This is a genomic window from Humidesulfovibrio sp. (assembly GCF_030689645.1).
Classification (GTDB): domain Bacteria; phylum Desulfobacterota; class Desulfovibrionia; order Desulfovibrionales; family Desulfovibrionaceae; genus Humidesulfovibrio.
On sequence record NZ_JAUYFU010000110.1, the window covers coordinates 44,185 to 65,384 of the forward strand.

General features: G+C 59.2%; 19 protein-coding genes. 7 read left to right on the forward strand and 12 right to left on the reverse strand.

The window, feature by feature from the left end:
• Positions 1 to 315: 315 nt before the first annotated feature.
• Entirely contained in the window at positions 316 to 1,860 is a 1,545-nt protein-coding gene (locus tag Q8O35_RS14455; RefSeq protein WP_305574585.1) for a reverse transcriptase domain-containing protein, read from the forward strand.
• On the opposite strand, the gene Q8O35_RS14460 is transcribed toward Q8O35_RS14455, so the two are convergent.
• From Q8O35_RS14460 to Q8O35_RS14470, 3 genes are all read right to left on the reverse strand, one after another.
• Positions 1,857 to 2,000: a hypothetical protein gene (locus tag Q8O35_RS14460; RefSeq protein ID WP_305574587.1), complete on the reverse strand. Its 144-nt coding sequence runs from the start codon at positions 1,998 to 2,000 to the stop codon at positions 1,857 to 1,859. The two genes, Q8O35_RS14455 and Q8O35_RS14460, sit on opposite strands and share 4 nt — an antisense overlap.
• A gap of 642 nt (positions 2,001 to 2,642) precedes the next feature.
• Positions 2,643 to 6,065, reverse strand: a complete 3,423-nt coding sequence (locus Q8O35_RS14465) for a PAS domain S-box protein (RefSeq protein ID WP_305574589.1) — start codon at positions 6,063 to 6,065, stop codon at positions 2,643 to 2,645.
• Entirely contained in the window at positions 6,065 to 7,372 is a 1,308-nt protein-coding gene (locus Q8O35_RS14470; protein ID WP_371133147.1) for an ABC transporter substrate-binding protein, read from the reverse strand. The genes Q8O35_RS14465 and Q8O35_RS14470 overlap by 1 nt, the downstream gene beginning before the upstream one ends.
• Positions 7,373 to 7,787: 415 nt before the next feature.
• Here Q8O35_RS14470 and Q8O35_RS14475 point away from each other — a divergent pair, with 415 nt between their 5' ends.
• The 5 genes from Q8O35_RS14475 to Q8O35_RS14495 all read left to right on the forward strand — a co-directional run bounded on the left by Q8O35_RS14475 (position 7,788) and on the right by Q8O35_RS14495 (position 12,403).
• Positions 7,788 to 8,429 (forward strand): TetR/AcrR family transcriptional regulator, encoded by a 642-nt coding sequence (locus tag Q8O35_RS14475; RefSeq protein ID WP_305574591.1) that lies wholly within the window; start codon positions 7,788 to 7,790, stop codon positions 8,427 to 8,429.
• A 74-nt stretch (positions 8,430 to 8,503) separates the two neighbouring features.
• Positions 8,504 to 9,646, forward strand: a complete 1,143-nt coding sequence (locus Q8O35_RS14480) for an ABC transporter permease (protein ID WP_305574594.1) — start codon at positions 8,504 to 8,506, stop codon at positions 9,644 to 9,646.
• A gap of 9 nt (positions 9,647 to 9,655) precedes the next feature.
• Positions 9,656 to 10,366, forward strand: a complete 711-nt coding sequence (locus Q8O35_RS14485) for an ABC transporter ATP-binding protein (RefSeq protein WP_305574597.1) — start codon at positions 9,656 to 9,658, stop codon at positions 10,364 to 10,366.
• Positions 10,367 to 10,375: 9 nt separating this feature from the next.
• Positions 10,376 to 11,302: an HlyD family secretion protein gene (locus tag Q8O35_RS14490; protein ID WP_305574600.1), complete on the forward strand. Its 927-nt coding sequence runs from the start codon at positions 10,376 to 10,378 to the stop codon at positions 11,300 to 11,302.
• Between the two features lie 657 nt (positions 11,303 to 11,959).
• Positions 11,960 to 12,403, forward strand: coding sequence for a hypothetical protein (locus Q8O35_RS14495; RefSeq protein ID WP_305574602.1), 444 nt, complete (start codon positions 11,960 to 11,962; stop codon positions 12,401 to 12,403).
• Positions 12,404 to 13,357: 954 nt separating this feature from the next.
• Here the strand turns inward: Q8O35_RS14495 and Q8O35_RS14500 are convergent.
• From Q8O35_RS14500 to rpmH, 7 genes are all read right to left on the reverse strand, one after another.
• A complete protein-coding gene (locus Q8O35_RS14500; RefSeq protein ID WP_305574604.1) occupies positions 13,358 to 13,876 on the reverse strand; it encodes an OmpH family outer membrane protein in 519 nt (172 codons plus the stop codon).
• Between the two features lie 84 nt (positions 13,877 to 13,960).
• Positions 13,961 to 15,397: a tRNA uridine-5-carboxymethylaminomethyl(34) synthesis GTPase MnmE gene (gene mnmE, locus Q8O35_RS14505; RefSeq protein ID WP_305574606.1), complete on the reverse strand. Its 1,437-nt coding sequence runs from the start codon at positions 15,395 to 15,397 to the stop codon at positions 13,961 to 13,963.
• An 81-nt stretch (positions 15,398 to 15,478) separates the two neighbouring features.
• Positions 15,479 to 16,729 (reverse strand): protein jag, encoded by a 1,251-nt coding sequence (locus tag Q8O35_RS14510; RefSeq protein WP_305574608.1) that lies wholly within the window; start codon positions 16,727 to 16,729, stop codon positions 15,479 to 15,481.
• Positions 16,730 to 16,771: 42 nt separating this feature from the next.
• Complete coding sequence (gene yidC / locus Q8O35_RS14515) at positions 16,772 to 18,376, reverse strand: membrane protein insertase YidC (RefSeq protein ID WP_305574610.1); 1,605 nt, start codon at positions 18,374 to 18,376, stop codon at positions 16,772 to 16,774.
• Positions 18,377 to 18,379: 3 nt separating this feature from the next.
• Positions 18,380 to 18,664, reverse strand: a complete 285-nt coding sequence (yidD, locus tag Q8O35_RS14520) for a membrane protein insertion efficiency factor YidD (protein WP_305574612.1) — start codon at positions 18,662 to 18,664, stop codon at positions 18,380 to 18,382.
• Complete coding sequence (gene rnpA, locus Q8O35_RS14525; RefSeq protein ID WP_305574701.1) at positions 18,658 to 19,053, reverse strand: ribonuclease P protein component; 396 nt, start codon at positions 19,051 to 19,053, stop codon at positions 18,658 to 18,660. The genes yidD and rnpA overlap by 7 nt, the downstream gene beginning before the upstream one ends.
• Positions 19,041 to 19,178, reverse strand: a complete 138-nt coding sequence (gene rpmH / locus Q8O35_RS14530; protein ID WP_305574614.1) for a 50S ribosomal protein L34 — start codon at positions 19,176 to 19,178, stop codon at positions 19,041 to 19,043. The genes rnpA and rpmH overlap by 13 nt, the downstream gene beginning before the upstream one ends.
• A gap of 149 nt (positions 19,179 to 19,327) precedes the next feature.
• On the opposite strand from rpmH, the gene Q8O35_RS14535 reads away from it, so the two are divergent.
• A complete protein-coding gene (locus Q8O35_RS14535; protein WP_305574616.1) occupies positions 19,328 to 20,080 on the forward strand; it encodes a UPF0280 family protein in 753 nt (250 codons plus the stop codon).
• Between the two features lie 18 nt (positions 20,081 to 20,098).
• On the opposite strand, the gene Q8O35_RS14540 is transcribed toward Q8O35_RS14535, so the two are convergent.
• Together Q8O35_RS14540 and Q8O35_RS14545 are read right to left on the reverse strand one after the other, a co-directional pair.
• Positions 20,099 to 20,572: a tetratricopeptide repeat protein gene (locus Q8O35_RS14540; protein ID WP_305574618.1), complete on the reverse strand. Its 474-nt coding sequence runs from the start codon at positions 20,570 to 20,572 to the stop codon at positions 20,099 to 20,101.
• Positions 20,569 to 21,192, reverse strand: a complete 624-nt coding sequence (locus Q8O35_RS14545) for a C39 family peptidase (RefSeq protein WP_305574621.1) — start codon at positions 21,190 to 21,192, stop codon at positions 20,569 to 20,571. Before Q8O35_RS14545 ends, Q8O35_RS14540 begins: the two co-directional genes overlap by 4 nt.
• Positions 21,193 to 21,200: the final 8 nt, after the last annotated feature.

The window sequence follows — 21,200 nt, forward strand, 5'->3', positions numbered from 1 at the left end:
CTGGGATGCGGACAGGTTGGACCTGGGGCGAGTTGGGAAGAGAATTGACACAAGCAAGCTATGCACGGAAACAGCCAGAGTCTCATGCCTCGAGCATGAATAACCTTGGACGAGATAATCCAACTTCACCTTAAAGTTTGACCACCTACCTCAACGGTGGTACGAATTTCTAAAGAGCGCGCCGGTACGATTGACTCGTGCTGCGTAAACGCGGCATCAAGCACAATGGCTCCATGCAGCCATGTGTGTCGCACTATGACGATTGTTACTAGGTTCCACGTGTAAAGTAGAATCCCGGTGCGCTCTTTATAAACAATGACTGAAATTCAAGAGCTTCAAACCATCCCACAGCTTGCGCAGTACCTCGGCTATGACGAGAGTTCTCTCCTGTCGTATCTGTACAAAGGCGTAGACCGGTATAGGGTATTTGCAATACCAAAAAAAACCGGTGGCGAACGAACAATACACTCACCATGCAAACAACTAAAGGAAATACAACGGAAGATATCTACGCTGCTACAAAAAATCTACACTCCTAAGCCCTCCGTTCATGGATTCATTCCCGACAGAAGTATTGTAACAAATGCTAAAGAACACAGTTCAAAAAAAGTTGTTATAAACATTGATTTGAAAGATTTTTTCCCAAGCATAACGTTTCACCGAATCTATGGGACGTTCCGGTCGGGTGCGTATCAAATTCCGAATAATGTTTCCGCAGTCATAGCTCATGCCTGTTGCAGAAATGGAGCACTACCTATCGGTGCACCTAGTTCTCCTATTATATCTAATATGGTCGCCAAACATCTTGACACAGCAATGCTTCAATATTGTAAAGCGCACAGCCTTAGATACACAAGGTATGCCGATGACATAACGTTGTCTACAAACAAAACTAAAGGTCTTTCAGCACTGCTGGCCTATTCTGGCACATCATTAGAATGGAGTGGCAGCCTAATTGACACCATCCATTCTACTAGATTTGAAATTAACCAAAGCAAGATACGGGTACAGCTTTCAACCGAGCGTCAGCGTGTAACCGGGCTAACGGTCAACAAGTTTCCAAACAAAGACAGAGGCTACATCAACAAGATTCGTGGAGCCTTGGCGAGTTGGGAACATCATGGATACAAATCGGCTAACGACCACCACATCGCACTTCACGGAAACAAGAGCGGAGTGCTGTCAGATTATATTAGTGGATGCATGGCCCACCTGTTTGATGTACGCGGCCATGACAGCATTGTACTTTGCAATCTGATGAAACGATACTCTGCTTTGCTTGGGAAAGAACACGAGTGCCACAAAGACAATATTTCTAAATTATTAGACTCAACTCTTATTGCCTACGACGAGCACGGGGAAGAGATTGGCACGGCATTTTTACTCTATGGTATTGGAATCGTGACATGTAAACATGTTTCTGAGTGTACCATCAAGATTGCCCATTGGAAAACCCAGGACAAGAAGTACTTTGCCGACGTGCATAAGGCGCACGACACTCTTGACATTGCCATTCTCAATGTTCCTGGATTTCCGAAAAACAAACACAGGAACTTGCGGATTGCCTCAAATACAGACAGAGATATCGGGTCAAAATATATGTTTTCAGGATTTCCAAACTATGCTGGAGGTCCGCCAAGCGTTTACAAGGGCACCATCGCGAACAAAGTGAATCAATGTGGTGGCAAGCAGTACAAGTTAGACAAGGACGTTTACGGTGGAGCCAGCGGTGCCCCTTTAGTCGACAGCGACCTATATGTTATTGGCATTGTGACTCAAGGCTTTGGCTCTGACCACAAGCGTGGAGAAACGGATGCCCACCTGGCACTAAACATTTGCCATCTCTTGGAACTTATTTAGGACATTTCAGATACCTGCATCAAAATCTTCACCATGGCCAGGGTGTCCAACTCACAGTAGTTAAGGAGCGGCAGCTTCAACTGCTCTCGCCTGTCCTGGTCTTCCGTGGTCACCATTTCCATCCAGGATGAAGCAGCCACATCTCCTGACTGAATCTCCAGACCTTCGTATGAGCAACCGGAACTGGTGGGGTGGCGTATTCGTGTGTCAACTCTTTTGACAGACGGTCTTCAATGAATTATTGGAGAAACCAATTGGCGTGGTTTTCTAAGTGACTGAAATCGCTATCTGAGAGATTGGAAAGGTCGGGCTCATAACCCGAAGGTCGTAGGTTCAAATCCTGCCCCCGCTACCAAAAAGAATTAAGGGACTTAGAGGCAACTCTAGGTCCCTTTTTCTGTTCCAACCCTCTTCCAACCTCCGGCATAAAAAGTGGCACGAAACCACCTCTTCAATTCTTGCGATCACGCGAGGGGAGGACGCCCGGTCAAGATGTCCCGCATTGACCAGAATAGCCTCATCGCTTGATTGGGCTTGCGGATGGTGGTGGAGTCAACGGGGGGGACGCCAGCATGAAATACAAAGGAACACAGCAAGATTTGGCGCGGTAGACAAAACTGATCTGCGCTACCCCAACGGCCATAACCAAAGTTATGGGCCTGAGGGGAGCCTAACGTGAGCGGTGTTTCAAGAGAAACTGGACAATTGCTTCGTGCTGGCTTTACTCCATCCCTTAACCGCCTTGGCGTTGGTCGTAGGGAGGGACGATGAGGATTTCAACCTCAGCTTGTATTCTCCATCACCCGCGCCAGCGTTTCTTGGAATTTCTCCATTTGAACGGGCTTGGCCACATGGTCATCCATCCCTGCCGCCAGGAATCTCTCACGGTCTCCCTGCATGGCATAGGCCGTCAAAGCGATTATGGGAACTCTCGCCTTTCCCAAATCTTCGGACATGCTGCGGATGCGCCTTGTCGCCTCAACTCCATCCATTTCCGGCATCTGGATATCCATCAAGATACAGTCGATGTCGTTCTGCATGAATGCGTCTATGGCTTCATACCCGTTGCTGGCGGTGATGACTTTGTGGCCCATGCGCTTGAGGAGGACAAGCATACTCATCTGGCCAATGGGTTCGTCGTCCGCCAGGAGTATCCGTAAGGGCCCCACCTCAGGCGCGGTGAAACACCTCTGCGTATCCACATTTGCTTGGGCAGCTTCATCCACTTTGTCCAGGAGTAGGTCCAGGAATATGGAGGTGCCTCTGCCGACATCGCTGTCCACGCAGATGCTTCCCCCCATGAGCTCAACAATGCGTTTGACGATGGCCAACCCGAGCCCCGCCCCCTCGTAGGGTCGTGTATAGCCTGCAGCGACCTGAGTGAACCGGCCGAACACATGGCTGAGTTTGTCATCGGCAATGCCGATGCCTGTGTCGGCGACCACGAGGTGCAACCTGACCTTGTCTGCATTACGCAGGGACGGGCGAGTCCAAACGTCCACCTGCACAGACCCGGAGGAAGTGAATTTGACAGAATTGCCAACCAGGTTGAAGAGGATCTGTCGGATGCGCGCCTCGTCTCCACACAAGTGGGCAGGCGTTTGGTCTGCGGTGTTGACCTCTAGGGCGATAGCCTTCTGGGTGCAGGCCACATGGAACACGTCCGAAACGGAGCACATCAACTCCTTGACGGAGAAGGGGGAGCGGTTCAGCGCGAATTGCTCCGTCTGCATCTTGGAAAAGTCCAGAATGTCATTGAGCAACGAAAGCAGCCTGCGCCCGGCATCATAGGCCATGTTGGTAAAGTTGGCCCGTTCTTCCTGCGTAACGTTCTGCTGGAGCAATTGCAGCATCCCGAGAACGCCATTGAGCGGGGTGCGGATCTCGTGGCTCATGTTGGCCAGGAATTCTGACTTGGCGCGGTCCGAAGCCTCTGCGAGCTCCTTCGCCTGAAGCAGTTCGTCTTCGGCTTGCTTGCGGCTTGTGATGTCCAAAAACATGACAGCTAAACGAGAGGGTGAAACCGCGAAGCTGAGCACCTCGAAGGTGCCGGAAGATCGCTCGTCCTCATAGCCGAGCTGCTCGGTATGCCAGGGGGTTCCTGTGGTGATGACGCTGAGGTAGCGGTCGGGGATCTCGGTTTCCTCTAGCATGGGAAAGGCCTCAAAAATGCCTTTGCCGATGAGTTGGCTGTGGTTCAAACCCAGGATCGTGTCCGCAGCTGGATTTGCCCCGCCGAAAATGAGCCGGTCGTCTACGAGGTCGTACAGGTGCATGCCAATGGGCGTGTTCTCGATGATTGCGCGCAAGGCGGATTCGCTTTTGATGAGCGCCTCCAAGCTCTTTCTGCGCTCTAGTTCGCTCGCTGCGCGCATGCCGACCAGCTGTAGCAGCGCCTCCACCCGACGCGGGTTCGCCAACGGCTTCCTGCCGATGACGGCGATAAGGCCGATGGCCCGGTGCTGGGTGTCCCAGAGAGTGACGCCCGCATAGCTTTCGGCTTTCATATCCTGGAGAATTTGATCCTGGGGGAAAAGGTGGCGCACGCGCTCGGCAAAGCAGCAGACATTCCGGCCCACGACGTCGCCGCAGGGCGTGTCTTTCAGGGCGTAGGAGACGTTGTCTTCGAAGTGCCCGTCGAAGTGTACCGCAAGGGTATGGGCCGTGAGTCCGTCACCCTCCAGCCGGTCGATGCAAATGTAGTCCATCTCAAGTGTCCTGACCAAATAGCATGCCAGGGATCTGAAGAAATCCTCTCCGTCGGCATCACTGCCGGACTGGAGCAGGAAGCGCTGGGCGTCTTCGATTTCCTTCCGTTCGGTTATGTCCGAGAACATGAGCAGGTGCTTGTCCTGGTCCACGTTCTTCATCCGCACCTCTACCTGCAGCCATTGCCCTGTCTTGGTGCGAAAACGGCGCTCCAGGCACACATTCTCGCCAGCCTTCACGGCCGCTATGTTTTTCTCCACAGGAACTCGTTCGGCATCCTCAGGGTGGAGGAGGTCAAGTCCGTTCATGGCCGTCAGTTCTGCGCGCGAGAACCCGAGCAGTTCTTCGGCCATGGGGTTTGCGTCGAGCAAACGCGAAGAGCGGTCAACGAGAAAGATGGCGATGGAGGCTTTTTCAAAGAGGCTGCGATAACGCGTTTCGCTCTCGCGGATCTCGTTTTCACGGGCATAGAGGGTGTCGCTCATCCGGAAGAATTCCTGCTCCACATGAGCCAGCTCCTGGAAGGCGGCAGAATTCTCTCCCTTGGCTTTGACCCTTTTCCCTTCTGCGAGGCTCTGGATGGCCTCGGAGAAGTCGACAAGGGGTGACACGACGCGCTTGCGAAGAACTTGGCGCATGCGCAGGGAGAGCGAAAGGGACACTATGGTGAGCATCGCCAGCAGGATGATGGCTGAGCGGGCAAGGCGGCCAAAAAGCGCTTCGACAGGCTTGATGGTCAGAAGCACCCATCCCGTGTCGGCAAGGCGCACCGAGGTGCCGAACACAAAGCCATCCCCATAGCGAAAGACTCGCGAGGTTGGCACTTCGCTGCTTTCACGGATTGCTTGCAGGTCTCCGATGTTCTCTTGCCTCTCCACACGCTCACGCTCAGGGTGGGAGATGAGGTTCCCAAAGGCGTCGACAAGAATGATGGAGCCTTTGCCCTCTGGCAGCAACTCCTGCAGGTTGCTCTGGAATATGCTCAGGTCCAGCTCTGCCGCCAGCAAGTCCCCATGTGGAGCGCGGGCGCCGATGTAAATCACGAGGTGGCCGGTTTCAGGCGAGGGTATGGGACGGGAGAGGATCTGAAAGCCCTGGCCAGTGGCGTCCAGGCTCAACGGGAATTCGTGACCTTTTGTGCCCAAGGGCACCACCGCGCGCACACGCTTGTCCTTGTCCACCCAGAGCACACGGTCAAAATACGGCGACGCCGTTAAGAACTCCTGTATGTACTCCGGGATGTCCTTGGTGCGCTCATCACTGTCGATTTTTGTGGCGAAAATGGTCAGCGACTTTGCGGAAGACCCCACGTAGTTGCTGACATATTTGGCCATCCCGCGCATAGCCAGGGCATCGCTCTGCACATAATGCTCGCGCATCCAGAAGGCGGCCAGCCCCGCGACCACCAGAGCCACCAGAGCGCCTGGGATCAGAATCCACAGGAACATACTGCGGTTAAGAATGCTCGAGAGTGATTGCGGTTTCTTCTGCGGCATCAGTGGGTCCCCCCCACTGTGTGGGTGATGACGAAGCGCCCCTGCTTGACGCTGGTAATGAAGGTGGGCCTGATGACGTCGCCGCTTGGCGTCATGACGAAAGGACCAATGATGCCTGTGTGCGGAGTGCTGTCCACAAGGGCTGCTTTGAGCCCTTGAGCATTTCCGCCCGAGCGTTTGAGCGCGTCAGCGAGCAGCACCACAGCCTCATAGGCGAAGGCCGCCGCAAAGCTCGGTTTCCAGCCAAAGCGCTTGGCGTAGCGCTCCTGAAAGGGGGCGAAGTTGGGGTAGGCATTGTCTTCCGAATAGTTGGAGACGAATTGGAAGCCCTCAACGATGCTGCCGCCCGAGAGTACCAGGGCGTTTGTGGCTGGCCAAGGCGGGCCGAGGACCGTGATGCCCGCCTCGTTCGGGCGCAGGGCCTGGGCCAGCGAGGCAAGGTCGCGCGCCGCCATGCAGACCATGAGGGCTTCAGGCTTGGCCTTGCGGATGGCTTGCGCCAAGGCCCTCCAGTCCTCGCCTGTTCGGGAGGAGAACAGCCTAGATCCGACGAACCGACCTCCTTGCTTCGTGTAGGAGTTGTCCAAAGAGGCAAGGAAGGTGTCCGTATAGCCAATGTTGTCCGCATCGCCGACAAAGAAGGCTGTTTTCAGCGCTTTCCTGTGGGCATATTCGGCCATGACTTCGGCCCATTTCGTGTTGCTCGGAATGACACGGAAAAACCCATCCAGCTTGTCCTCGAGCGCAGGCGCGGCCGTAGTTGGAGAAATCAGTATGCCGCCCTGCTTCTCGACAACAGGATAAGCCGCCCGTGTCTGGCTGGATGTCATGTGGCCGACTATGGCCACAACACCCATGCGGAGCAGGGTCTCATCAGCCTGGATGGCACCGGCCGGGGTGTCCTGGTCATCTTTCGCCAGAAGCTCAAGCTTGCGTCCGTTGATGCCGCCGGCGGCATTGATATCCTCCACGGCGAGAGCGGCTCCGTTGCGCCCCTGGACGCCAAGGTCAGCCTTTGAGCCTGTAAGCTGACCAGAAAAGCCGACCCGGATAGGTTGGTCGTTCGAGCAGGACATGGCCACGAGACTAAGAAGGACGATGCTGATGGCACGTATTGCCTTGCCTGGTGCGTAGCGCTTCCCCATAAGTAATCTGTACACGAAGAACACGACTCTGCCAATGGCAATTGGACATGTTGGTCGCTCTGAGGGGCATATAGGCTGACTGAAGCAGATTCTGAAGCAGGGAAGGATGGGGGAATCCGTCCTGGAGCGTCCACAGATGTCCACGCGAAGGCCATAACCCATGGAACAGATGGCTGGGAGGAGAGCGTCTCACGCCGATGATGGGGAGGCGTCCCCCGGGGACGCCACAAAAGTAAAGGCGGTCAGGTTCCAGATCTAAACGATTATTTTTTTATCCAAAATCGCTCCCCACGGCATTCCCTGTTTCGGCGATCAAGTGACGTGCAGAGAGAAGCGGACCTCAAGTCTGGACTCGTCGGCGCTTGGCAGCATTATGTAAGCCGGCGCGCAATTCGGCATGAGTCTGCGGGTGGTCTGAACACAAGCACTCTCGTTCACGTTTTGTAATCAGTTCTCCTGATGATGCTTGGCAGGGGCTTTGATCGGTGCCGCATACAAGATGGAACCACCTTTAAGGTATCTCTTTTTGGGGAATCAGTGTGACAGTTCTTGACAAAGGCGCGCTCGTTTGCAAATAGTGCGACTGAATACTCCGTCTAAGAAAGGGGTGCCTATGGCTCGACCAAAAAACGAACAGCTTCACGAGGATCGCCGCCTGCAGATTCTCAAGGCGGCTGCCGAGGTATTCCGCACTAAGGGTTTCCACGCTTCCCGAACCGAAGAGATCTGCTCGACGGCCAAGATGAGCGCAGGAACACTGTTTCGGTACTTCCGCGACAAGGAGGAAATCATAGCCACCATCGCGGAGATGGAATTCGAAATGTACTATGAGAAGAGCAAGATGCTCTTTACACGGGATGGGTTTGAGTACTTGGCGAGTATTGATGGTGAAGGGATGCGGCAACTTTGGGGGCCTGTCGGCTTGGGCTTGGGCCTTGATAGCTGGTTGGAACTTTACCGAAGCGAGAAGTATGCAGCCCAATACAAGGCCAAGGACGCCACCCTCCGCTTGCAACTTGCAGACGCATTGCGTTGCGGCCAGTCCGAGGGGTGGGTGCGCCAGATGCTGAACCCTGACCATGCCGCCCAAATAATCATTGCCCTCTGCTCTGGCATGTTGGTGGAGCAGCAGCTTGATCCCGGCATGGACTTCGAGCATATGGCCGGTGGCCTGCGAGGATTTGTGAGCAGCTACATCATGGAAGAGGTTTCGCGATGAACATGAGCACGCTGACGATCATGTTGCGCCCTCCAATGTGGTCGCAACGCGCATGGAAGGCCCTGAGAACAGCCATGGGCGGCGCTGATGGCGACGTTTCCCTTGCGCGGGCCAGCTTGTGCTACGAGTGGCGCAGGTATCTCGCCGCCGTGCTGGCCGTTACTTTCGCCGGTTTGCTGGTCGTGGTGCAGCTTGCCTTGTTGTTCGGAATGTTCAGCTCCGTTTCCACGCCAATCACAAATTCATCGGCAGACCTATGGATCGGCTACCGCAACACTCAAAGCGTGGACATGGGCCGCTCCATTCCCACGGTGAGCGACGCCGATGCCTGGATCCACCCCGATGTTGTCCGCGTTGAGCGCTACCTGACCACTTACGGAGACCTGCGCCGCGAGGACGGCGTCGCGGTTTCCGTAATCCTTCACGCCATCGACCCCGTCCCTGGCGGCCTTGGCTTCTCGGGGTCGCTCTCCCCTGAGCAACGCGCGTTGCTGGACGAACCGGGCAGTGTCATCATTGCTGAGGCCGACATGGCAAAGCTTGGTGCCCATGTCGGTTCCGCCATGGAAATCAACAATCGCCGCGTCACCGTTGTTGGCGTGACAGAGTCGATACGCGCCATCGGCAGCACCACAGTGATTTGCTCTCTGTCTACAGCGCGTACCCTGTTGCCGGAACAACGCTCCGAGGTGACCTACTATCTTGTGGGTCTGCGGCCCGGCTCGGACCGCCAGGCCGTCGCTCTAGCCCTGGACGACAAAGGGCCCATCAAGCGCTACAGCGTGTGGGAGGCAGACGTGTTCTCCGCACAGTCGGAACTCTACTGGCTCCTGGAGTCTGGCGCGGGCGTGGGCACTGCCTTCGCTTCGTTGTTGGCCCTGGTGGTCGGCGTTGTCATCACCAACCAGACGCTCTCCGGCGCGATACTGGCTTCGTCCAAGGAGTACGCCGCGCTTCGCGCCCTGGGCGTTTCCAGGGGGGCGCTCAAGCGCGTGGTGCTGGAACAATCGTTCTGGATCGGTTCAGTGGGGCTCATCCTCACTGCCACTCTTTCTGTCCTCGCCGGGATATCTGCAAATTTCGCCGGCGTGGCCATGGTTTTTCCCCTGTGGATGATCCTGTCGGTTGTTGTTCTGATCTATCTCATCGCCTTGACCAGCGGCCTCATGTCGCTCAAACCCCTCATGAATACCGACCCAGCCACGTTGCTGCGTTAGGAGCAAACCATGACTGCGCCCACCCTTTGCGCCAGCGCGATCAGCAAGGCCTTCACTACCGGCAAGATTACCAACCAGGTGATCCAAGAAAGCACGCTCGAAATTCTTCCAGCCGAATTGACCTTGGTCGTCGGCCCTTCGGGCTCTGGCAAGAGTACTATGCTCTCCATGCTCTCCGGCCTGTTGCGGCCCGACGCCGGAAGAGTACTGGCCCTGGGCGAGGATCTCTGGTCCCTTTCCGAGGCTGAGGTGGACCGCTTTCGCCTGCAGCACTGCGGCTTTGTGTTTCAGGGCTTCAACCTTTTTGGCGCGCTCACCGCCAGCGAAAACGTCATTCTTCCTATGCAATATCTCGGCGTCCACGGGGCGGAAGCCCGCGCGCTTGCTCAAGCCGCCTTGGACGAAGTGGGACTTGGCCCACGCAGCCACCTGCGCCCCATGGAACTCTCTGGAGGCGAGAAGCAGCGTGTTGCCATTGCCCGCGCATTGGTGAAGGCCCCCCGGCTGCTCTTCGCGGATGAGCCGACCTCGGCCCTGGACAGCACCAACGGCGCAATCGTCGTGGAGTTGCTTAAGCGAATTGCGCGGGAGCACGGCACCACGGTCCTTGGGGTCACTCACGACCCCCGCCTGCTCTCCCACGCCGACAGGGTAATCCAGCTTGAGGACGGCCGCATCACCAGGGATGAGCGCCCCATCAACAGCAACGTCACGCATTAGGAGAACCATATGTGCTCATCTAACTTCGCTCGGCTGGCGAGCGCCTTCACCATTTGCGCCACACTGTTCCTGGCCGGATGCTCCGACTCGGACGCCAGCGCGGAGAGCAAGGCCAAGGCTGCACATGCCAAAACCTTTGCCGCCAGCGCCAAAGGCCGCACCGACATCGAGGGCGGCGTGGTGAAGCTGGCTGCGCAACGCGATGGCGTCATCAAGCATGTGCTTGTGGAGGAAGGCGACCATGTCAAGGCTGGGCAAGTGCTCGCAACTTTGGATGCCTCGCTTCCGAATCAAAGCCTCGCGCTTTCCATGAGCGAGCAGGCCGAGGCGCAGGCACGCATCGAGCCGCTGAAGGTGCGCCTCAGCGCGGCCGAGCGTGAAGTGCGCCGTTTCGAATCATTGCACGCCCAGCAGGCCGTTACCAAACAGGAACTGGACAAGGCTATGGATGAACGCGACACGGCCCGAGCTGAGCTGCGTGCCTTGCAGGCGTCCGTTGAAGCGGCTTCGCGCAAAGCTGGGGTCTCGCGGCGAGAGGTCGAGGAGCGCGTGGTGCGTGCCCCGGCAGATGGCCAGATCATCCAGCGGCAGGCCCGGCCCGGCAACGGTGTCAGCACGCTCAACGTCACGCCCTTGTTTCTCTTTGCTCCAGATGCACCGCAGATCGTGCGAGCGGACCTTGAGGAGCGTTTCCTTCCGGTGGTGCGCGTGGGCCAGGATGCGGAGATTCTGCTCGAAGCCGTGCCCGACAAACGCTGGCCGGCCAAAGTGCTTCGCCTGGGCAGGGTGGTCGGGCAGCGCCCGCCGAGCGACGACCCGGCAGAAAAGCAGGACCAGCGTGTGGTGGAGTGCGTCCTGTCCGTCAACGCCCCGGAACTGCTCATCGGTCAGCGTGTCATTGTTCGCTTCTTTGCCCTCGATACCCCCAAACCTTGAGGATGCTGCATCGGAGCAGATAGGTCGAGGTGGAGGATCATGACGGATGCAAGAGCATGCCGTGATATTGTCTGCGGTTCGTCATGCAAAGCGGGACTCGTTCTTCTGGGAGAACACGGGAGCATGAGCCTTGCCGGTTGCGCCATGTGCCAGCCGATGAGATGACCCCCCGTTGCTCGCGAGAGACACTGGCGAGCCATGAGCCCGATATGGGCAGTGCGAGAAGAGGTTCATTGAATGAGCCAGCGTGCTCGTGCAGCTGCAGGCGGTAGCGCTGGCCCAAGGCCTCGTGCCTCTCGTCGTTGCCAGGCCTCGGCAGCAGCAGGTAGACGCTCGTCCGAGCGTTTCCCCGGAGTCCATGAGGTGCTGGTATGCGTCATGGGCATAGGTGAGTGAACAGACAAGAGCCGCTGTTGCACAGAGCTTTTGGGGCTGAGCACATGCTTCTACGTCATAAACTGCGCCATTCATCGCGCATTTTTGCGCAGAATTTGCGCGCAGCAAATCTCAATATGAATTAATTCAATGATACCAGCGTGATTTGCGTGGCACGGGCTATGCTTTGCTAGCACAACCGGGTGGATGGGGTTTCCCCCCCTCGGCTTGTCATCGCAACCCCTGCCCTGGCCTTGTCCTGGGCGTACAAGGAGATCGACCATGCATTGCAGAGCCCTCAAGACGCTTTTCGCCACAGTGCTCTGTCTGGGCTGCCTGACCGCCCCGGCCATGGCGCAGCTGTCCTTCAGCCTCAACATTTCCGATGCGCCGCCGCCGCCGCGTTACGAGCCGCCGCGTCCTTCGCGCTCAGGCTGGTTTTGGGTGCCGGGAGTCTGGTACTGGGAAGACGGTCGCCACCACTGGGCGGAAGGGCATTGGATAAAGACCCGCCCGGGCCAGCGCTGGGTGCCTGCGCGCTGGGAACGCCGGGGGGGCTATTATCACTTCGAGGCTGGCGGCTGGGCGCCGGTCCGCTGGGTGTCGGCGCATCATTACGACCGGGACGACGATTGGGATGACGACCATCATGATGACCGGGACCATGACCGGGACGACAGGCACGACAACGACCGTGGGCATGGCTGGGGCCGCAAGGGGCGTTAATGCTTGGCTTCGTGCCCGCAACAGGCGCGAAGCTTGGAACGAGGCAAGTGAAAAGGTCCGGGCAAAACCCGGACTTTTTTTGTTGACCGGGGTCCCGTGTGGCTCCGATGGGCTGCCAGCGGAAAGGCCGTTAGGCGCAGAGCACTCGACGATACGGTTCGTGGGCGGATAATTAGATTGGAGTGCGCACTCAGTAATCCTGCAAAATCATAGGGGCGATGGCAATTGACGGTCTGCGGCTTGGAACGTATGATAAAAGAAGAACAACAGAATATCACCGCAGAAGGATTGTCATGCAAAAGATTGTTTTCAAGAGAGCCATACCTTTTCGCACAGAGTCAGGCACAATATTGACCGACACCATTGTTGTGGAAAGCGATATTCCTTGCCCTGATGGTTCGTTGGATATTGTCGCGTTGTTGGATCAGTCAAAGAGTCTCGTGCGTTATAGTAGAAAGTGCGTATTCAGCAAGAATAGCATCATCCACACGGAACCCTTTGGCGGGATTGATTTGCCGGAGCCCGTGTAGCCTCTTTAGACAACAAGCCGTCTTTCTTCCTTTTTTACTCTCCGCTGGCGAATCGTAAACAAGAGAGCTCCCCCCTGAGGGGCTCTCGCTGCCATCCCGTGGCCTCTGCGTATGCTTGTCAGTCGACTGGCTGGAGTTCCTTTTTTTGCGAGATTTTCTAGGGACTGCAGAGCTTGGAAGGCTTCAGCCATCGCGGTGAGCCTGCCGGATTTCGTTCATCTTCGTTCTCGCTTGCCGGATGATCACGTCGAGCGGGTGAGCAATACGCTATGCCCACAAATCTGGCGTTTCGTTGGGATCAATGATGAATCCTTGTGGGCTGCGCTACCTTTACGTGTTCTATCTTGGTGCAAGGCCGGCCAAGCATCGCAGCATCAGTTGGGTGACCGCACACGCCCAGAGAGACTCTGCGCCCCTGGTGAAGCTAGTTGCTCAGATTGACCTGTTTTATGATTTCCTCTGTAATGTCGAGGGAGCTGTCGAAATAGACAAAGGATCCGCTATCCTGGATGGCAGTGATGCCGTTTTCCTTGGCGTACTCTTCAACCACCTTATGCAGCACCTCAATGATCGGCTTGAACCGGGCGCCTTCCTCCTGGGATACTTCTTGTATGAGTTTGCGCTCTGCTGCGCCATAAGCCTGAAGCTTCTGCTGCAACTGGGCTGTATTCGGTCCCCTCGTCTGAGGTTTCTGCCCAGCAGCCTGAAGCTTCAATATCTCTTGCTGCAAAACGCCTAACTCTCTGCGCTGGTTTGAGAATTTGCTCTGTATCTCGCTGATGGCCGCAACGCCCTTGTTACTGCGAGCGAGCGCTTCGCGAGAATTGATGACGGCCAGCTTTAATGCTGGCTGCGCCGTCGGCTTGGCTTCCTGCGCGCTGGCGGGACTGGACAGACACAGGGCAAGGGCAAGCAATGCGGTCATGAAAGCTGTGGACTTCACGTGGAATACCATCCTTTGATTTGTTCGGAGCAACGTGGCTGTGCGTGTGGCGAGAGTGTCACAGGTCGATCTCATGCACAAAAATTATTTCCCAATGCAGAAGCGGGAGAAAATGGCGTTCAGCACCTCGTCGGGCGCAATGTCTCCGGTGAGCTCTGAGAGTGCGCGGCAGGCGGCGTCCAGCCGCAGGCCCAGGATGTCGTAGGGCAGGGCGGCTTCCGTCTCGTCCGCTAGGGAGAGCAATTCGCCGTGCGCCAGTGTTAGGGCCTGGGCTTGCCGTGCGTTGGGCGCTATCTCGTCCGGATCTGGTTCGCGTTGGTCGTCCGTCAGGCGTTGCCGCATAATGTCGCACAACTCCTCCAGTCCGCTTCCGGTCTTGGCTGAAATGCGGGCCGACGCAAGGCCCAGCCCGTCGACAGTCGCCAGCGTCTCATGGAGTGCATCATTCGCACCGGGTAGATCGCACTTGTTCAGCACCACCAGTGCGCGCCGGGCGTCGAGTCGCGTCAGGGCCTCGCGGTCCAGCAAGCGCAAGGGCTTTGATGCGTCCAGCACATAGAGCACAGCCTCGGCGCGGGCCATGAAATCTCGCGCCAGCTCCTGGCCTGCGGCTTCCACCGGATCGATGCCCGGCTTGTCAAGGTCATTTGCTTCGGCACCGGACAGCGAGTCCCGCAGCCCGGCTGTGTCCACAAGGCGCACCAAGAGGCCTGAGAGGTCCAGTTGCTCCTCCAGGTAGTCGCGCGTGGTGCCGGGCGTCGCCGAAACAAGGGCCCGGTTGCGGCCCACCAGGGCATTGAGCAGGCTTGATTTGCCTGCATTGACGCTTCCAGCCAGCACGGCCAGAACCCCTTCACGCCAGGCGCGCGCTCGTTCCACCCCGGCCAGAAGCAAGGCAAGGGCCTCACCCACGGCGAGGGCTTCCTCCCGCAGGGCGGGCAGAGGCAGGCACTCGATGTCTTCGTCCGGGAAATCTACGGCCAGACAGAGTTTTGCCCGCAGATTTTCCAGGCGTGTGCGCAGGTCGGCGATGCGGGCGGAAAGCGCGCCGGAAAGTTTGAGCTGGGCCAGATGCAGGGCGGCGCGGGTGGGCGCGGCGATGGTTTCGGCAATGGCTTCTGCCTGGGCCAGGTCCAGCTTGCCGTTCTTGAAAGCACGGTAGGTAAATTCGCCGGGTCCGGCCAGCCGGGCTCCGCGCGCCAGCAGCTCTTCCAGCACGGCCCGCAGCACTGCCGGACCGCCGTGGCAGAACAACTCGGCCACATCCTCGCCCGTGAAGGACCCGGGGCCAGGCATGAAGGCGGCGAGGATCTCGTCCAGCGCCCGGCCATTAGACCCGGTGAGAACTCCGTGATGCAGACGGTAGGGCTTGAGCCCGCAGAAGCCTGGTCGGGAGGAGCGGAAGAGGGCTTCCGCAAGGGCGCGAGCCTCCGGGCCGCTGATGCGTATGATGCCTACGGCGCCAGGGCCTTGTGCTGTGGCGATGGCGGCGATGGTGTCGCCAGTGCGCAGTTGGGCCATTGGGTGCCTCCCTGAAAAGAAAACGCCGGGGCTGGAGAGAATGTCTCCGGCCCCGGCGGCGTTTTCGGTGTGAACCAGGGCTTAGTCCCGGGGGTCGTCGTCGAATTGCCGGGCCGCGTCCTGGGGGATCTCGTTCACCATTTCGCCGTTCTTGCCCTTGCGCTTGGTCATGATGAGCACGCGCTTCATGGAGCCTTCGCCCTTGCTGCGCGTGAAAACGTGTTCGTCGTCCTGCAGGGTCAGGTGCACCACGCGGCGGTGGTAGCTGCTCATGGGGCGGGTGCTCTGGGTGCGGCCGGAGGCCATGGCCTTGTCCGCCAGGTGGCGGGCGATCTGGCGCAGGCGCTCATCCTGGTTCTCGCGGTAATCCCCGGCGTCGATCTGCACGCGTACGGAGGCGTCCATGCGCTTACTGACCAGGCGGTTCACAAGGTACTGTATGGAGGCCAGGGTCTGGCCCTCGCGTCCGATGAGCAGGCCGGAGTTTTCCGGGTCTTCGATGCGCACGCACACGCGGTCGGCCAGGAGCTCCACGTTCACCTTGGCGTTTTCCACCAAGGGTTCAAGCAGCTTTCCGGTGACCTCGCGGGCCACCTCCTCAAGCTTTGCCTGGTCAAGGTGGGCGATGCCCTGGGGCGCGCCATTGTCCTCGTCGTCGTGAGGGGCGTTGTGCATGGCTTCGCTGCGTGGAGCAGGAGCGCGGTTGCCCTCGGCCTCGCGGCGTGGGCCGCGTTCGCGGCGGCGCGGAGCAGGCGCGCGGTTGCCGTCCACATCGCCGGCCTTGTCGGCAGGCTTGTCGGCAGACCTTTCAGCAGGCTTGTCGGCGGATCTTTCACCGCCGCGTTCGTTTCGTCCACGTCCGCGTCCGCGGCGGCTGCGCTCCGAGCGGCGGGCCTGCTCGCCCTGGGGCTGCTCGGTCTGTGAATCAGTGTTTGCTGTGGCGCCTTCGCCCTCCGCCTCGGCCCGGGGGGCGCGTTCAGCCGAAGGAGCAGCGCGTTCGGCCTCGCGGCGAGGTTGCGGGGCCGGTCGTTCAGCCCGCTCAGGTCTTTCGGACCGTTCGGGCTGTGCAGCCTGCTCCGTGGGTTCGGCCCGTTCTGCAGGTTCGGGACGGCGCTCCGTACGTTCGGGCGCTGCCTCCGGCTGGGTTTTGAAACTGCCGCGGGGTTTGGCCCGCACGATGGCCTTCTTCACGCCCACCAGCCCGAAGATGCCCGACGATCCGCCGGAGACGATTTCGATCTCCAGCTTGTCGCGCTTCAGGTCAAAGTGCTTGCACGCGGCCTCGAAGGCCTCGTCCAGGTTTTTGCCCTGGAATTCTTTGGTTTCGCTCACGTGTATCCTCCCAGCAGATCTGTTACGCCGCCATTTCGTCCGTTACGCTTTGCGTATCATCCACCACTGCTGGGCGATGGAAAGGACGTTGTTCACCAGCCAGTAGACCACGAGCCCGGCGGGGAAGCTCAAGAACAGGAAGGTGAACACCACAGGCATGAGCAACATGATTTTTGCCTGCAAGGGGTCCCCTCCGGTGGGGGTCATTTTCTGCTGGATGAACATGGTGGCCCCCATGATGACGGGGGTGACATAGTAGGGGTCCTTGGCCGAAAGGTCGGCAAGCCACACGATATCGGTGAAGGGCACGTTGGCGATGAACGGTGCGTGCCGCAACTCGATGCTGCCCAAGAGGGCCTTATAGAGGCCGAAGAACACGGGGATTTGCACGACCATAGGCAGGCAGCCGCCCGCCGGATTAACTTTGTAGGTTTTGTAGAGCGACATGATCTCCTTGTTCATGAGCTCTTTGTCGTCCGCGTACTTTTCGCGCAGCTTCTGGATCATGGGCTGGATCTTCTTCATCTGCTCCATGCTCTTGTAGCTTTTGTGCGAGAGGGGCCAGAAGATGATCTTGATGAGCACGGTGAGCAGGACGACGGCCACGCCGTAGTTGTGCACGAATCCGTAGAACCAGTTCAGCATGAACAGGAGCGGCACGGCGATGAGATGGAACCAGCCGAAGTCAACGGCCTGCTCCAGCTTGTTCGGCATTTTCGCCAGGATGGCGCGGTCAGCAGGGCCCATGTAGTAGGAGCAGCCCACGGTCTTGGCCTGTCCGGCCTCGAAGGTGACGGCGTTGCTCACGGCCAGGTTGAACACGCCGTCCTTGAGTTTGCCGTTGGTCAGCGCGTCCTCGGCCTTGGGCATGGCGGCGAACAGGAAGTAGTTGCTCTCAACAGCGGCCCAGTTGATTTTCTCTTCCGGGGCCACGCCCTTCTTCTCCAGGTCGCCGTGGTCGGTTACCTCGTTGAAGCCGCTCTTGACCGTGCCATAGGCGATGCGCGTGGGGTTGTACTGGTCCTCGCCTGTGGGGGAAAGGCCCGCCGTGGCGATGGTGAAGGCCACGCGGCCGCTGACCGGCGCGCTTCCGGGGTTTGTGACGGTGGTCTCTTCGGTGACGAGGTAGGTGTCGGCGCTCAGGGTCAGGCGGCGCTCGATCTTGAGGCCTGCGGCCTCGCCCACGAAGACGAGGGTCTTCTTCTCGCTGCCGGAAAGCTCTGCGTCTGTGCCCTCAAAGGTCCAGCCCGGCGCGTTCCAGGTGTGAACCTCTCCGCCTGCGGGCAGAATTACCAGGCCCAGCGCTGCTTTGTCGCTTGCGGCTTTGCCCACGATGTCGATGTGCGGGGCATCCTTGCGGATGGTTTCGCGGAAATTGTTCAGCACAAAGCTTTCGAGCACTCCGCCCTGGGTGTTGAACCGGGCGGTGTAGAGCGGGGTCTTCACGGTGATGGCGCGGCCTTGCGCAAGGGCTGCGGCGCTGGCGGAAACCACTGGTGCTGGGATTTTTGCGCCCTGTTCCAGCTTGGCGTCGGGCTGTGCTGCAACGGGAAGGGGCTTGGGCTCGTCAGGCGGGAAGAGGTAGCTCCAGCCGAAGAGGACAATGAGGGAAAGGGCCAGGGCCGCGATAAGGCGTTTAGTGTCCATGTGTCAGCTCGCGTGAGTGTCTGGGATGTTGGGGAGGAAACAGACGGGCACGGGATCGTACCCGCCCCGGCACAGGGGCTGGCAACGCAGGATGCGCCAAAAGACCAGCAGGCTGCCCTTGAGCGCGCCGTGCATGATAACGGCCTGCTGGGCATACTGCGAGCAGGAGGGCTCAAAGCGGCAGGAGCCCGCGAAGAGAGGGGACAATAGTCTCTGGTAGAGCCAGATGAGCGCCAGCAGAACGGACTGCCCAAATGAGCGCCCCGCCCCGTGCGTGCCTCTCAGCATGGAGACCTCGCGTCGGTGATCCCGCCCCCGGCCTCCCGGACAAGCCGGGAGAGCGCGGGGAGGAACTCCTGTTCCACCAGGGCCATGTCGATACACTTCGGGTCCAGGTTCCGTTTGGGAACAACGACGATATCGAGGGGCCTGTCGATCATGGCCTGGTGCAGCCTGAAAAATTCGCGCAACACGCGTCGCACGCGGTTGCGCCAAACCGCCCGGCCAACCTTGCGGCTGACCGTAAGCCCAAGACGAAAACCTTCCTCCGCTTCTTCGCGCTGCAAAATAAACAGTACGAAATGGCGGGTGAAGATTTTGCGTCCCTGGTCATAGCACGCGCCGAAGCGCTTGCTGTTTGGCAGGCGGCGGCTTTTGGGCCAGTCTAGAGGGCTAATCTCTTGCGCCCCTTCTGACGGCGGCGGCGAAGGACGGCCTGGCCGCCTTTGGTGCGGGAGCGCACGAGGAATCCGAAGGTGCGTGCACGTCTAATTTTGCTGGGCTGATAAGTACGCTTGCTCATATGTGTTCTCCTGGAAGGATGATGTCGTTTCCGGCTGCGCGGAACCAAGCCGTATAGACGGAAGATTTCCGGTCGTCAAGCTCCGGTTCTTCCTCTGGGCCATGATGTTGGCCTTTTCGGCACTGCTCTGTTCTGGTACTCTGTAACGCATGGCGAAGCAAGTATTCCTTTCACCCCACAGGGCCTACCGAGAGTCTGTCCGCGCGCACCCTGGGGAGACGGCCTTTCAGGTGGTGCTGGAGCAAACCGATCTTTTCGTCACCGCCGAAGCCGACCTGCGCGAACCCATGCTCGACCTGGTTCGCAGCCTTCGCGGCGAGCTCAAGAACTTCATGCTCATGACTCCAGGCTTCCGCGAGAGCCTGACCCCGGTGCCAGCGCCGGAAAGCGCGCCGCTCATCGCGCGGGAGATGGCCAGGGCTGCGGCTGCGGTCAACGTGGGGCCTATGGCTGCCGTGGCTGGAGCCTTCGCCCAGTTTGTGGCCGACCATTTTGCGTCCATGAGTCCAAACATCATTGTTGAGAACGGCGGCGACCTGTACCTGCACTCCACCCGCGAGCGCATTGTGGCGCTCCTGGGCGATCCTGCCTCTGGCGCGCGGCTGGGCCTCAAGCTTTCCCGCCGGGACTTCCCCTTGAGCCTGTGCGCGTCCTCGGCCACCATCGGGCCATCCTTGAGCCTGGGCCAGGGCGAGCTTGTCGTGGTGCGCTCGCGCAGCGGCGCCTTTGCCGATGCTGCCGCCACGGCCCTTGCGAACCTTATCGATACGGCAGACGATCTGGACCTGGTGCTGGCCCGGGCCAAGAAAATGGCCCCGCTCGGCCTTGAGGGCGTGTTTGTGCAGGCCGGGGGCAAGCTTGGGGTGTGGGGGAAAATGGAGTTGGTGGCCCTGGAGGGCTAGGCGTCTGGCGTGGACCTTCTATTTTGCGGCGGCCCGCGCCGCGCGGATGGCCTTCAGGGTATCTTTGTAAGCTGACAGGGCTGACTTGGACGGCGCGCGCGACACGGCGCGTTCCGCCAGGGTCTGGGCCTCTTCGAGGTTGTGCTTGCGCTTGAGCAGCAGCCAGGCCAGATTGTTCATGACCTCAGGATTGTCGGGCAGACGCTCCAGGGCCGCGCGGTACTCGACCTCGGCCTCGGCCAGTTTACCCTGTCCGAACAGAATATTCCCCATATACAACCGGGCCAAGGGCTCGCTGCGCAAGGCCATGCCGTATTCGCTCATGGCGCGTTCGGTCTCGCCCTTGGCTTCGTAGGCCATGCCGAGTTTCAGATGCTCGCGCCCGGAGAGCGGGTCGTCGTGCACGGCTATGCGCGGCATGGCGCAACTGGCGGCCATGAGCGCGCAGCCCAGAAGCAGGATCAGGCAAAGGCGGAGGCGGTTGCGCGTCATTTGCGTTCCTTTCGGGCGGCCTTGCCGGGTGTTTTTCCGGGAGTCAGCAAGAGGGCCCAGCGGTCGGCCCCGTCCCAGGCGGACAAAAATTCTGCCCAGGAGAGGCGCACGCCCTGGCGGCGGCCGGAATTGACCAGCACTCCCTGGGGATCGTAGCCGGTGACGACCATGTAGTGCAGCACGTGGATGCCGCCAAATCCTTCGTCGACCATGACAAGCAGCGGAATGCCCGCATCCACGGCGTCAGCCACGTCCTGCGGCGCGCCCCGGAAGAACCGTGTGGCGAAACCGCGCCCGCGCGGATACAGGGCCAAGTCCAGGCTCAAAGTGCCGCGCAGGCTTTCACGGTAGATGGCGCGGGAGATCTCCTCAGGGGTCGCGGCGTCGCCCAGGTGGTTCAGCACCATGGCCAGGGAGGCCGGGCCGCACTGGTGGTCCTCCTGGGCGTGGAAAGGCACGTTTTGGATCTGCCCCTGGCCCGGCGGCGGGGTGAAGCCTGCCGGGAGCCGGGCGCAGCCCCAGAGGCCCGAGCACAAGGCCAGGCACAGGGCCAGCAGCGGCAAAAACGCGAGGACCGCCCTGGAGGGCGGTCCTGAAACCCGTTGCGGGCGCGTGTTCATCATCAGTC

Excerpts from the sequence above, each read along its gene's own strand:
- Q8O35_RS14485 (WP_305574597.1), top strand. The coding sequence starts at position 9,656 with ATGACTGCGCCCACCCTTTGCGCCAGCGCGATCAGCAAGGCCTTCACT.
- mnmE (WP_305574606.1), bottom strand. The coding sequence starts at position 15,397 with ATGGCCCAACTGCGCACTGGCGACACCATCGCCGCCATCGCCACAGCA.
- Q8O35_RS14480 (WP_305574594.1), top strand. The coding sequence starts at position 8,504 with ATGGGCGGCGCTGATGGCGACGTTTCCCTTGCGCGGGCCAGCTTGTGC.
- Q8O35_RS14495 (WP_305574602.1), top strand. The coding sequence starts at position 11,960 with ATGCATTGCAGAGCCCTCAAGACGCTTTTCGCCACAGTGCTCTGTCTG.
- Q8O35_RS14545 (WP_305574621.1), bottom strand. The coding sequence starts at position 21,192 with ATGAACACGCGCCCGCAACGGGTTTCAGGACCGCCCTCCAGGGCGGTC.
- Q8O35_RS14540 (WP_305574618.1), bottom strand. The coding sequence starts at position 20,572 with ATGACGCGCAACCGCCTCCGCCTTTGCCTGATCCTGCTTCTGGGCTGC.
- yidD (WP_305574612.1), bottom strand. The coding sequence starts at position 18,664 with ATGCTGAGAGGCACGCACGGGGCGGGGCGCTCATTTGGGCAGTCCGTT.
- yidC (WP_305574610.1), bottom strand. The coding sequence starts at position 18,376 with ATGGACACTAAACGCCTTATCGCGGCCCTGGCCCTTTCCCTCATTGTC.
- rpmH (WP_305574614.1), bottom strand. The coding sequence starts at position 19,178 with ATGAGCAAGCGTACTTATCAGCCCAGCAAAATTAGACGTGCACGCACC.
- Q8O35_RS14455 (WP_305574585.1), top strand. The coding sequence starts at position 316 with ATGACTGAAATTCAAGAGCTTCAAACCATCCCACAGCTTGCGCAGTAC.
- Q8O35_RS14490 (WP_305574600.1), top strand. The coding sequence starts at position 10,376 with ATGTGCTCATCTAACTTCGCTCGGCTGGCGAGCGCCTTCACCATTTGC.
- Q8O35_RS14470 (WP_371133147.1), bottom strand. The coding sequence starts at position 7,372 with ATGGGTTATGGCCTTCGCGTGGACATCTGTGGACGCTCCAGGACGGAT.
- Q8O35_RS14465 (WP_305574589.1), bottom strand. The coding sequence starts at position 6,065 with ATGCCGCAGAAGAAACCGCAATCACTCTCGAGCATTCTTAACCGCAGT.
- Q8O35_RS14535 (WP_305574616.1), top strand. The coding sequence starts at position 19,328 with ATGGCGAAGCAAGTATTCCTTTCACCCCACAGGGCCTACCGAGAGTCT.